Below are 11,553 nucleotides of genomic sequence, written 5' to 3' on the forward strand. Positions count from 1 at the left end.
ACACCCTCGCCAACGTTCATATAAAACGCCGCGTGTAAAACGCCCAAAGGAGCTTCGGATGAAACAGCTTTTCCTGGCATCACTGTTAGGCTCGACCATTGCCATGTGCACCGCCGCCATGGCCGCTGATACCGATCTAAAAACCTTGGAAGCCGCCGCCAAGAGCGAGGGCGCCGTGAACAGCGTCGGCATGCCCGATGACTGGGCCAACTGGAAAGGCACCTGGGAAGACCTGGCCCGCATCCATGGCCTCAAGCACATCGACACCGACATGAGCTCGGCCCAGGAAATCGCCAAGTTCAAGGCCGAAAAAGACAATGCCAGCGCGGATATCGGCGACGTGGGCGCCGCCTTCGGTCCCATCGCGGTGAAGCAGGAAGTGACCCAGCCGTACAAACCCTCCACCTGGGCTTCGGTACCGGATTGGGCGAAGGACAAAGACGGCCACTGGGCACTGGCCTACACCGGCACTATCGCGTTTATCGTCAACAAGAAACTGCTCCACGGCTCCGAAGTCCCGACCAGTTGGGCCGACCTGCAAACCGGCAAATACAAGGTCTCGGTGGGTGACGTAAGCACCGCCGCCCAAGCCTCCAACGCGGTACTCGCCGCCGCCATCGCCAACAAGGGCGACGAGAAAAACATCGCACCGGGCCTGCAGTTCTTCACCAAGATCGCCCAGCAAGGTCGCCTAGGCCTGTCCAACCCGACCATCGCCACCCTGGAAAAAGGCGAAGTCGAAGTGGGTATCGTCTGGGACTTCAACGGCCTGAGCTACAAGGCCAAGATGGCCAACCCGGATGACTACGTGGTGCTGATCCCATCGGATGGCTCGGTGAAGTCCGGCTACACCACCATCATCAACAAGTACGCCAAGCACCCGAACGCCGCCAAGCTGACGCGCGAATACATCTTCAGCGATGCCGGCCAGCTCAACCTGGCCAAAGGCAATGCCCGTCCGATCCGCGCCGAGACCGACCTGAAACTGCCGGCTGACATCGCCAAAAACCTGATCCCGGGTGAGCAATACACCAAGGCCAACCCGCAGCCGATCAAGGATGCCGATGCCTGGGAAGCGACGTCCAAGAAACTGCCGCAACTGTGGAACGAGCAGGTGATTGTAGAAATGAAGTGAGAGTTTAAGCCCACATTGGAGATCCACTGGAGATCCAATGTGGGAGGGGGCTTGCCCTGATGCCAGTCAGTTAGGGCTTTTTGTAGGAGCGAGCTTGCTCGCGAAAAATTCACAGGCACCGCGTTCATCCAGAAAGCACGCGTTATCGTTGACGTTTTTCGCGAGCAAGCTCGCTCCTACAGAGGGCGGTGTACGCTTAACGGACTGGCATCAGGGCTTGCCTCTTCCCACACTTGCATCCGGTTTCCAGCGGGAAATCGAGTGAAGTCCAATCTTGTCGCGGAGCCCCAGCCCCCATGAAGCACCCTGTCATCCTTGTCGTGCTCGACGGCCTGAACGCCGGGGTCGCCCGGCACGCCATGGGGCACTTGCAGGCTTATGTCGGCGCAGGACGCGCAGCCTTCTACACACTGGAATGTGAACTGCCCGCCCTGTCCCGCCCGTTGTATGAATGCATCCTGACCGGTGTGCCGCCGATCCAGAGCGGCATCGTTCACAACAACGTCGCGCGCCTGTCCAGCCAGCGCAGCATTTTCCACTACGCCACCCGTGCCGGCTTGACCACCGCAGCGGCGGCTTACCATTGGGTCAGCGAATTGTATAACCGCACCCCCTTTCTCGCCGCCCGTGATCGTCATACCGACGATGCGTCGCTGGCGATCCAGCATGGGCATTTCTACTGGAATGACCACTACCCGGACTCCCACCTGTTTGCCGACGCCGAAAGCCTGCGCCTCAAGCACGCGCCGGACTTTCTGCTGGTGCACCCGATGAACATCGACGACGCCGGTCACAAGCACGGCCTCGACACTGCGCAGTACCGCAACAGCGCACGCTCGGCCGATATTATTCTCGCCGACTACCTGCAAGGCTGGCTCGACGCCGGTTACCAGGTGCTGGTCACCGCCGACCACGGCATGAACAACGACCGCTCCCACAACGGCCTGCTGCCGGAGGAGCGCGAAGTGCCGCTGTTTGTACTGGGCGACGCCTTCAGCCTGGATGCCGCCGCCGCGCCGAAACAGACCGATCTGTGCGGCACCGTCTGCGCACTGCTCGGCGTACCCCACGACAAACCGGTCTGCCGGGAGTTGCTCAAATGAGTGGCATGGTTCGCGGCAAATGGCTGGCCTTACTGTGCCTGGCGCCCTTCGCGCTGTTCTTTATCGTGTTCCAGATCGCGCCGTTGGCCTGGGTGCTGATCAACAGCCTGCAAACCGAAGACAGCGGTTGGAGCCTGGAAAACTTCACGCGCATTTTCAGTTCGAAGTTCTACCTGCAGGCGATCCAATTCAGCCTCGAGATCAGCTTCTACTCCAGCGTTTTCGGCATCATCATCGCCACGCTGGGCAGTTACTCCCTGCGCCGGGTCGATTCGCCGCTGCGCAATTTCGTCACGGCGTTTGCCAACATGACCAGCAACTTCGCCGGCGTGCCCCTGGCCTTCGCGTTCATCATCCTGCTGGGGTTCAACGGCAGCATTACCATCATGCTCAAGCAGGCGGGGATCATCCAGGACTTCAACCTGTACTCCAAAACCGGCTTGATCCTCCTCTACACCTACTTCCAGATCCCCCTCGGCGTCCTGCTGCTGTACCCGGCCTTTGACGCACTGCGCGAAGACTGGCGCGAATCGGCTGCCCTGCTCGGCGCCAATGGCTGGCAGTTCTGGCGGCACATCGGCTTGCCGGTCCTGACCCCCGCCCTGCTCGGCACGTTCGTGATTCTGCTGGCCAACGCCCTTGGCGCCTATGCCACCGTGTACGCCCTCACCACCGGCAACTTCAACGTGCTGCCGATCCGCATCGCGGGGCTGGTTTCCGGTGACGTGTCACTGGACCCGAACATGGCCAGCGCCCTGGCCGTGGTGCTGGTGGCGCTGATGACCGTGGTCACGGTGGTCCATCAACTGCTGCTCAAGAGGAGCTACCATGTCTCGCGCTGATGCCGGCCCGGCGTCCCTCTACCATCGGGTGGTGGTGTACGTGCTGTTCCTGATTCTGGTACTGCCGCTGGCAGGCACCTTTGTCTATTCGATCTCCAGCAGTTGGTCGGCCACCATCCTGCCTGCCGGCTTCAGCCTGAAATGGTATGTGCAGCTATGGAGCGACCCGCGCTTCCTGATGGCCTTCGGGCAATCGCTGCTGGTGTGCGTGGGCGCGCTGATCCTGTCGGTGGTGCTGATCCTGCCGCTGCTGTTCGTGGTGCATTACCACTTCCCCAGGCTGGATGCGCTGATGAACATCCTGATCCTGCTGCCGTTCGCGGTGCCGCCGGTGGTGTCGTCGGTGGGGCTGCTGCAACTGTACGGGTCCGGGCCGCTGGCGATGGTGGGTACGCCGTGGATTCTGATCGGTTGCTACTTCACCGTGGCGCTGCCGTTCATGTACCGCGCAATCACCAACAACCTGCAGGCGATCAATCTGCGCGACCTCATGGACGCCTCGCAACTGCTCGGCGCCAGCACCTGGCAAGCGGCGTTCCTGGTCGTGCTGCCCAATCTGCGCAAAGGCCTGATGGTGGCGCTTCTGCTGTCGTTCTCATTCCTGTTCGGTGAGTTCGTGTTCGCCAACATCCTGGTCGGCACCCGCTATGAAACCCTGCAGGTGTACCTCAACAACATGCGCAACAGCAGCGGCCACTTCACCAGTGCCGTCGTGATCTCCTATTTCTTCTTTGTGCTGGTGCTGACCTGGGCCGCCAATATCTTGAACAAGGACAAAAGCCAATGAGCTTCGTCAGCGTCCAACACCTGCAAAAGAGCTATACCGGCACCCCGGTATTCAGTGATATCAATTGCGAAATCGCCAAGGGCGAGTTTGTCACCCTGCTCGGCCCGTCCGGTTGCGGCAAGTCGACCTTGCTGCGCTGCATCGCCGGGCTGACCTCGGTGGACAGTGGGAAAATTCTGCTCGATGGCCAGGACATCGTCCCGCTAAGCCCGCAGAAACGGCATATCGGCATGGTGTTCCAGAGCTACGCGCTGTTTCCCAACATGACCGTGGAACAGAACGTCGCCTTCGGCCTGCGCATGCAGAAAGTCAACGCCGACGACCGTCACAAGCGGGTCCAGGAGGTGCTGCAATTGGTCGAGCTCAAGGACCTGGCCGGTCGTTATCCGCACCAGATGTCCGGCGGCCAGTGCCAGCGCGTCGCCCTCGCCCGCTCACTGGTGACCCGCCCGCGCCTGTTGCTGCTGGATGAACCGCTGTCGGCGCTGGATGCACGGATTCGCAAGCACCTGCGCGAGCAGATCCGCCAGATCCAGCGCGAACTCGGCTTGACCACCATTTTCGTCACCCATGACCAGGAGGAAGCCCTGACCATGTCGGACCGCATCTTCCTGATGAATCAGGGCAGAATCGTACAGAGCGGCGATGCCGAGACCCTCTACACTGCGCCGGTGGATGTGTTCGCCGCCGGGTTTATCGGCAACTACAACCTGCTCGATGCCGACAAGGCCAGCCAACTGCTGCAACGACCGATCAGTGGGCGCATCGCGATCCGCCCCGAAGCCATCGAACTGAGCCGTAACGGCGACCTTGACGCGCTGGTGCGCAGCCACAGCCTGCTGGGCAACGTGATTCGCTATCGTATCGAAGCCCGTGGCGTGGAGTTGGTGGTGGATGTGCTGAACCGCTCTGCCGACGATCTGCATCCGGACGGCCAGCGCCTGGCACTTTCCATCGACCCCAGCGCGCTGTGTGAAGTAGCCTGACGGGCAACGACTGAATGAGAGAGCATTTCGGATGGCATTGGTAATTTTTGATCTGGACGACACCCTGATCCATGGCGACTGCGCCACCTTGTGGAGCGCGCAGATGGGCCGTCTGGGCTGGGTCGACCCTGAGTCATTCATGCGCAGGAACGACGAGTTGATGGCGGCCTACGGCCGAGGCGAGCTGCGCATGGAGGATTTCATGGATTTCAGCCTGGAGCCGATGATCGGCCGCACCCCGCAAGAGATCGAACACCTGGTGGAACCCTGGGTCGAGGACGTGATCGAGCCGCTGATCTACAGCGACGCGACCAAAACCATCGCCCGACACCGCGCCAATGGAGACCGGATCCTGGTGATCTCCGCTTCGGGCACGCACCTGGTCACGCCGATTGCGGCGCGCATCGGCATCGACGAAGTGCTGGGCATCGAGCTGGAGGTCAGCCACGGGGTGTACAGCGGCAAGACCGAGGGCGTGCTGACTTACCGCGAAGGCAAGATCACGCGCTTGCTGCAATGGCTTGAGCAGGAAGGCGAAACCCTGGAAGGTGCCTGTTTCTACTCGGATTCGCGCAATGACCTGCCGTTATTGCTGAAGGTGGATCACCCACAGGCGGTCAACCCCGACCCGGTATTGCGGGCCCACGCCGAACAGGCGGGCTGGCCGATTCACCACTGGGCCTGAACCCACGGATATCTCCCGGTAGAAGATCCCCATGTGGGAGGGGGCTTGCCCCCGATGGCGGTGGATCAGATGAAACATTCTTCACTGACATACCGCTATCGGGGGCAAGCCCCCTCCTACATAGGCCCTATTACAACTCCGGAATATTCAACACGATGAGCGCCCGCTTCCAACACGCGAACGCGAACTTGACCTACATTGCAGGTAGGACCGAGCTCTTACACCGCTCGACATGACCCTCGACGCCTTGCAATGCTCTCACAGTGCCTCCATAGTGAGTCCGGACTGAGCCCGTTGCAGTAGCGTCGGGCTTTTTGCATTATGCGACCGGACCATATGGAACCGGCTCCCTCAAAGACGGCCTAATATGCGTTATCAATTGCCCCCGCGTCGAATCAGCATGAAGCATCTGTTCCCCAGCACCGCCCTCGCTTTTTTCATTGGTCTCGGCTTCGCGTCGATGTCGACCAATACGTTCGCAGCCAATAGCTGGGACAACCTTCAGCCTGATCGCGATGAGGTGATTGCCAGCCTTAACGTCGTCGAGTTGCTCAAGCGCCATCACTACAGCAAGCCGCCGCTGGACGACGCACGCTCGGTGATCATCTACGACAGCTACCTCAAGCTGCTGGACCCGTCGCGCAGCTACTTCCTGGCCAGTGATATCACTGAGTTCGACAAGTGGAAGACCCAGTTCGACGACCTCCTCAAAAGCGGCGACCTGCAGCCCGGTTTCACCATCTACAAGCGTTACCTGGACCGCGTCAAAGCGCGTCTGGACTTCGCCCTGGGTGAGTTGAACAAAGGCATCGACAAGCTCGATTTCACCGAGAAGGAAACCCTTCTGGTGGACCGCAAGGACGCTCCTTGGCTGACCAGCACCGCCGCGCTCGACGACCTGTGGCGCAAACGCGTCAAGGACGAAGTGCTGCGCCTGAAGATCGCCGGCAAAGAGCCCAAGGCCATCCAGGAGCTGTTGACCAAGCGCTACAAGAATCAGCTGGCGCGCCTGGACCAGACCCGTGCCGAAGACATCTTCCAGGCTTACATCAACACTTTCGCGATGTCCTACGACCCGCACACCAATTATCTGTCGCCAGATAACGCGGAAAATTTTGATATCAACATGAGTCTGTCCCTGGAAGGCATCGGTGCCGTCCTGCAAAGCGACAATGACCAGGTCAAGATCGTGCGCCTGGTGCCGGCAGGTCCGGCGGACAAGACCAAGCAGGTCGCCCCGGCCGACAAGATCATCGGCGTGGCCCAGGCCGACAAAGAGATGGTCGACGTGGTCGGCTGGCGCCTGGACGAAGTGGTCAAGCTGATCCGCGGGCCCAAGGGCAGCGTGGTGCGCCTGGAAGTGATTCCGCACACCAATGCACCCAACGACCAGACCAGCAAGATCGTGTCCATCACCCGTGAAGCGGTGAAGCTCGAAGACCAGGCCGTGCAGAAGAAAGTCCTCAACCTCAAGCAGGATGGCAAGGACTACAAGCTGGGCGTGATTGAAATCCCGGCCTTCTACCTGGACTTCAAGGCCTTCCGCGCCGGTGACCCGGACTACAAGTCCACCACCCGCGACGTGAAGAAAATCCTGACTGAGCTGCAGAAGGAAAAAGTCGACGGCGTGGTCATCGACCTGCGCAACAACGGCGGCGGTTCCCTGCAGGAAGCCACCGAGCTGACCAGCCTGTTCATCGACAAGGGCCCGACCGTGTTGGTGCGCAATGCCGACGGCCGTGTCGACGTACTCGAAGACGAGAACCCGGGCGCCTTCTACAAAGGCCCGATGGCGTTGCTGGTCAACCGTCTCTCGGCCTCGGCCTCGGAGATCTTCGCCGGCGCCATGCAGGACTACCACCGTGCGCTGATCATCGGTGGCCAGACCTTCGGCAAAGGCACCGTGCAGACCATCCAGCCGCTGAACCACGGCGAACTCAAGCTGACCCTGGCCAAGTTCTACCGGGTTTCCGGGCAGAGCACCCAGCATCAGGGCGTACTGCCGGACATCGACTTCCCGTCGATCATCGACACCAAGGAAATCGGCGAGAGCGCCCTGCCCGAAGCCATGCCGTGGGACACCATCCGCCCTGCGATCAAGCCGGCATCCGACCCGTTCAAGCCGTTCCTGGCACAGCTGAAAGCTGACCACGACACGCGCTCCGCCAAGGACGCCGAGTTCGTCTTCATCCGCGACAAGCTGGCCCTGGCCAAGAAGTTGATGGAAGAGAAAACCGTCAGCCTCAACGAAGCGGACCGTCGCAAGCAGCACGCCGACATCGAGAATCAACAACTGGTGCTGGAAAACGTGCGCCGCAAGGCCAAGGGCGAGGACCCGCTCAAGGAACTGAAGAAAGAAGATGAAGATGCGCTGCCGACCGAGGCGGAAAAAACCAAGCCGGAAGACGACGCCTATCTGGCCGAGACCGGTCGCATCCTGCTGGACTACCTGAAAATCACCAAGCAGGTAGCCAAGCAGTAAATGATGTCAATTTAATGTGATTGCTCCCTGGAGTGTCATCATATAGACATCATTCTGTCGTGAAATATAAGGACCGCAGGTTTCAAGCCTGCGGTCCTTTTTTTTCGACCGAGAGTGCCATGACCATGACCGAACAGCTGGATGCATTGGGCTCTATCCTGGCTCAACGCAGTTTGCACAGCCTGTTCCAACCGATCATTTGCCTGTCTGAACGCCGCATCCTCGGCTACGAGGCCCTCAGTCGCGGCCCGTCCAACAGCCCGTTGCACTCCCCCGTCGCCCTGTTCTCCATCGCCAGCCATGCCGGGCGCCTGAGCGAACTGGAAATGGCCTGCCGCGAGAGTGCCTGCCGGCGCTTCAGCGCGCAGAAGCTGCCGGGCAAGCTGTTTCTCAATATCTCACCGGAATCCCTGGTGGAGACGGCGCACCAACCGGGGCGCACCCTGCAATTGCTGCGCGAGTTCGGTATTCCCCCCAGCCAGGTGGTGATCGAACTCACCGAGCAGACGCCCACCGATGATTTCAAGCTGTTGCAGACCGCGTTACATCACTATCGCGACATGGGCTTTGCCATTGCCCTGGATGACCTGGGCGCCGGTTACTCCAGCCTGCGGTTATGGTCGGAGCTACGCCCGGATTATGTGAAGATCGACCGCCACTTTATCGACGGCATCCACCAGGACGCGCTCAAACGCGAATTTGTCGGCTCGATCATGCAGATCGCCAAGGCCTCCCGGGCCCAGGTGATCGCCGAAGGCATTGAACTGCCGGAAGAGTTGGCGGTGTTGACGGAAATGGGCGTGGACCTGGTCCAGGGCTACCTGCTCTGCCGGCCTCAGGAGCATCCACCGCAGGAAGCACGCTTGATGCTGCCCAAGCCGGACCACGCCAATATCGCCCTGAATGAAGAAGCCAGTGACCTCAGCGCGCTGCTCATTGAACAGCCGGCGGTGGATCAAGACACGGCAACCGCCCAGGTGCTCGAAGCATTCCGTCGCCAGGCCAACCTGAACTCACTGGCGGTGCTCGATGCCCGCGACCACCCGGTGGGTATCGTGCATCGACACTCGCTGTCGGACGCGCTGCTCAAACCCTTCGCGACCGACCTGTTCGCCCGCAAGCCGATCAGCCGCCTGATGAGCGATGACTTCCTGGCCGTGGAGTTGAGCCAGTCCCTGCAACAGGTCAGCCGCTTGCTCACCAGCCGCGCGCGGCAACGCATCGAAGAAGATTTCATCATTACATTGAATGGCGACTACCTGGGCCTGGGACGGGTCATCGATGTGCTCAAACTGATCACCGAACTGAAAATCCAGCAGGCGCGCTACGCCAACCCGCTCACGCTGCTACCGGGCAACGTGCCGATCCAGCAGTGCCTGACGCGCCTGCTGCAGCAACAGCGTGAGTCGGTGATCTGCTATGTGGATATCGACAGCTTCAAGCCGTTCAACGATATCTATGGTTATGGGCGCGGGGATGAGGTGCTGTTGTGCCTGGCGCAGTGCCTGAACGACCGGGTCGATCCCAGCCGCGACTTTGTCGGGCACATCGGTGGTGATGACTTTCTGCTGGTGCTGGGCCCACAGGACTGGCGCAAACGGCTCAATCAACTGCTGGACGACTTTCACACCCAATGCCGACGTTTCTACCGCGCCGAGCACCTCGACGCCGGCTGCTTCACCGCACTCAACCGCCAGGGCGTGCGCCAGGAATTCCCCTTGCTTTCACTGTCGATTGGCGTGGTGCATTTGTATCCACAGGCCTGTGCACAACTCGATGCCAGCCAGTTGGCGGAGCTGGCGTCGCAGGCCAAGCACCAGGCCAAGGACATCGCCGGTTACAGCATCCATGTGATCGACAGCCTGGACCTGCTGCCGGCTTAAGCCTCGGCGGATTCGGGATATTCGTACTCGAACACCCGCACCACCTCCGAAGCGTGCCAGGAAGCGGCGGCCACACCGTCGGAGGGCCCGCTGAAACGCCCCAGGCGCTCCACGCATTCAAAGAACCCGGTGCGCGGCAGGCGGCTGGCACCCTGGCTGATCACCAGGGAACTGCGCAGCGGCTGCTCGGCCTTGGCGTCCAGCGCCGCCAGGTGCTCCAGGGCGGCGGCCAGGGTCTGCATCGCCGGCGTCGGGAATTGCAGGCGCTCAAGCAGCGCACGGTAGGTCAGCAGATGGCGCTGACGGCGCGCCTGGTCCAGTTCGTTGAGTAAGCCATCCCAATGTTGACGGCTGATACGTAGGCTCAAGATTCATCCCTCCAACCTGCAACGCCCAATTCCCAGGCCAGGCTGCGGCGAATGGCGGCATCCGGCTGTCGTTCACCCCTTTCGATCAAACCAAGATACGAGGGGCTGATACCCACTGTGCGCGCCAGGGTTTCGATCGCCAGGCCCTTGGCTTCACGCAGGCCGCGCAGGGCTGCGAGCGGGTGCACGTCCTGGTCGGGAGTAATCGGTGCGGCGGGGGAAGAAGCCAGTGTGGGCTGTTGCTGACCGGCCGCTTTCAGCAGCGCCTGGTACTTGTCCCATGGCAACACCGCATATTCGGGTTCGCCATTACGTGAAATGATCTGGATATCCATGACTGCCCCGTAGGATAAAAACACTTACCAAGTAAGTAATTTCCTTACTCCTTCCTTGGAAGTGTAATCCTAACAGCCACGGAGGTCGCAGGGGATAGCCCAAAGCATCAGTTTTTTTGTGGGTTTTCCTGGGCGAGCAGCTCGGGTGTGGCCGGAAGACGTTCGACCACGGCCAGCTTTTCCGGGCGTTGCGCCTCGCGCCAGGCGCGAAACGCGCTGAGCTCCCCGCTCAGGGTCTTCATGACCCAGGCCAGCACGGCGATGTCGTCGAACATACCGAACATGGGAATAAAATCCGGAATCGCGTCAATCGGACTGACGAAGTACATCAGCCCCGCCACCACCGAAATCAGCGCCTTGGGGCTGATCGCCCGATACTCGCCGCGCCAGTAAGCCAGGCACAGGGCCTGAAGCAGCTTGAGGTCATCCTTGAGCTGGCCCAACCGATTGCCCTGGCTCGAGCCTTTGGCCGCGACAGCAAACAGCAGGGTTGGCAAACGACCACGCCCCAGCAAGCGTGCGGCTATAGGCAGGAAACGGGTGAAATTGAAGGGTGGTTTCATGTGTCACTCCAGTTCCATACGACAGAAAGGTTATCCACACAAATTGTGGATAACCTTGTGAACAGAGCCTTTTTTCATGGCTGAAAGCCACGGACTACAAGGCCTGCAGTCAGATCGGGCGTTTTTTGCGCACATCAGAAAATCCCAATATTTCATTGACTTGGCAGGTCTGTGCGGCTACCCGTGCTCGGGCCTAATATCAGACTGTGTCAACTTGAGGACGTTCGTTCGGATTTGCAGAGGCTTAAACGTGACAGCTGACATGCCTGCGCAGTGCCCAACCGTAACCACGATGCGAAGCGAGCCGCTCGTGATCTTGATCTTGATCTGCTTTTGATCTTAAGCGCCCCGTCAAACCACGCTGGCCGAACGCAGGCTTGAATC

11 protein-coding genes are annotated in these 11,553 nt (G+C 60.3%); 8 read left to right on the plus strand and 3 right to left on the minus strand.

Annotated features, from left to right (window positions below):
- The first annotated feature begins 58 nt into the window (after nucleotides 1-58).
- From BFP90_RS03080 to BFP90_RS03115, 8 genes are all read left to right on the plus strand, one after another.
- Complete coding sequence (locus BFP90_RS03080; RefSeq protein WP_065895924.1) at nucleotides 59-1,135, plus strand: ABC transporter substrate-binding protein; 1,077 nt, start codon at nucleotides 59-61, stop codon at nucleotides 1,133-1,135.
- 296 nt (nucleotides 1,136-1,431) lie between these two features.
- Complete coding sequence (locus tag BFP90_RS03085) at nucleotides 1,432-2,238, plus strand: alkaline phosphatase family protein (RefSeq protein ID WP_065895925.1); 807 nt, start codon at nucleotides 1,432-1,434, stop codon at nucleotides 2,236-2,238.
- Nucleotides 2,235-3,080: an ABC transporter permease gene (locus BFP90_RS03090; RefSeq protein ID WP_065888221.1), complete on the plus strand. Its 846-nt coding sequence runs from the start codon at nucleotides 2,235-2,237 to the stop codon at nucleotides 3,078-3,080. Before BFP90_RS03085 ends, BFP90_RS03090 begins: the two co-directional genes overlap by 4 nt.
- Nucleotides 3,067-3,867, plus strand: a complete 801-nt coding sequence (locus BFP90_RS03095) for an ABC transporter permease (RefSeq protein ID WP_065895926.1) — start codon at nucleotides 3,067-3,069, stop codon at nucleotides 3,865-3,867. The genes BFP90_RS03090 and BFP90_RS03095 overlap by 14 nt, the downstream gene beginning before the upstream one ends.
- Entirely contained in the window at nucleotides 3,864-4,853 is a 990-nt protein-coding gene (locus tag BFP90_RS03100; protein ID WP_065891628.1) for an ABC transporter ATP-binding protein, read from the plus strand. Before BFP90_RS03095 ends, BFP90_RS03100 begins: the two co-directional genes overlap by 4 nt.
- A 31-nt stretch (nucleotides 4,854-4,884) precedes the next feature.
- Nucleotides 4,885-5,538, plus strand: a complete 654-nt coding sequence (locus tag BFP90_RS03105) for an HAD family hydrolase (RefSeq protein ID WP_065895927.1) — start codon at nucleotides 4,885-4,887, stop codon at nucleotides 5,536-5,538.
- 400 nt (nucleotides 5,539-5,938) lie between these two features.
- A complete protein-coding gene (locus tag BFP90_RS03110; protein WP_240995381.1) occupies nucleotides 5,939-8,020 on the plus strand; it encodes a carboxy terminal-processing peptidase in 2,082 nt (693 codons plus the stop codon).
- Between the two features lie 119 nt (nucleotides 8,021-8,139).
- Nucleotides 8,140-9,903, plus strand: a complete 1,764-nt coding sequence (locus tag BFP90_RS03115) for a bifunctional diguanylate cyclase/phosphodiesterase (protein ID WP_065895928.1) — start codon at nucleotides 8,140-8,142, stop codon at nucleotides 9,901-9,903.
- Here the strand turns inward: BFP90_RS03115 and BFP90_RS03120 are convergent.
- From BFP90_RS03120 to BFP90_RS03130, 3 genes are all read right to left on the minus strand, one after another.
- Nucleotides 9,900-10,271 (minus strand): hypothetical protein, encoded by a 372-nt coding sequence (locus BFP90_RS03120; protein ID WP_005786715.1) that lies wholly within the window; start codon nucleotides 10,269-10,271, stop codon nucleotides 9,900-9,902. The genes BFP90_RS03115 and BFP90_RS03120 overlap by 4 nt on opposite strands.
- A complete protein-coding gene (locus tag BFP90_RS03125; protein ID WP_065895929.1) occupies nucleotides 10,268-10,606 on the minus strand; it encodes a helix-turn-helix domain-containing protein in 339 nt (112 codons plus the stop codon). Before BFP90_RS03125 ends, BFP90_RS03120 begins: the two co-directional genes overlap by 4 nt.
- 107 nt (nucleotides 10,607-10,713) lie before the next feature.
- On the minus strand, nucleotides 10,714-11,169 hold the full coding sequence (locus tag BFP90_RS03130) for a YkvA family protein (protein WP_065895930.1): 456 nt from the start codon (nucleotides 11,167-11,169) through the stop codon (nucleotides 10,714-10,716).
- Nucleotides 11,170-11,553 lie beyond the last annotated feature (384 nt).

The sequence above is a fragment of the Pseudomonas sp. 24 E 13 genome, from assembly GCF_900004715.1.
In the GTDB taxonomy this organism is placed as follows: domain Bacteria; phylum Pseudomonadota; class Gammaproteobacteria; order Pseudomonadales; family Pseudomonadaceae; genus Aquipseudomonas; species Aquipseudomonas orientalis_A.

Bases quoted from the DNA above. Each gene is read 5' to 3' on its own strand.
- BFP90_RS03095 (WP_065895926.1), top strand. From the start codon at position 3,067: ATGTCTCGCGCTGATGCCGGCCCGGCGTCCCTCTACCATCGGGTGGTG.
- BFP90_RS03115 (WP_065895928.1), top strand. From the start codon at position 8,140: ATGACCATGACCGAACAGCTGGATGCATTGGGCTCTATCCTGGCTCAA.
- BFP90_RS03085 (WP_065895925.1), top strand. From the start codon at position 1,432: ATGAAGCACCCTGTCATCCTTGTCGTGCTCGACGGCCTGAACGCCGGG.
- BFP90_RS03125 (WP_065895929.1), bottom strand. From the start codon at position 10,606: ATGGATATCCAGATCATTTCACGTAATGGCGAACCCGAATATGCGGTG.
- BFP90_RS03100 (WP_065891628.1), top strand. From the start codon at position 3,864: ATGAGCTTCGTCAGCGTCCAACACCTGCAAAAGAGCTATACCGGCACC.
- BFP90_RS03110 (WP_240995381.1), top strand. From the start codon at position 5,939: ATGAAGCATCTGTTCCCCAGCACCGCCCTCGCTTTTTTCATTGGTCTC.
- BFP90_RS03080 (WP_065895924.1), top strand. From the start codon at position 59: ATGAAACAGCTTTTCCTGGCATCACTGTTAGGCTCGACCATTGCCATG.
- BFP90_RS03130 (WP_065895930.1), bottom strand. From the start codon at position 11,169: ATGAAACCACCCTTCAATTTCACCCGTTTCCTGCCTATAGCCGCACGC.
- BFP90_RS03105 (WP_065895927.1), top strand. From the start codon at position 4,885: ATGGCATTGGTAATTTTTGATCTGGACGACACCCTGATCCATGGCGAC.
- BFP90_RS03090 (WP_065888221.1), top strand. From the start codon at position 2,235: ATGAGTGGCATGGTTCGCGGCAAATGGCTGGCCTTACTGTGCCTGGCG.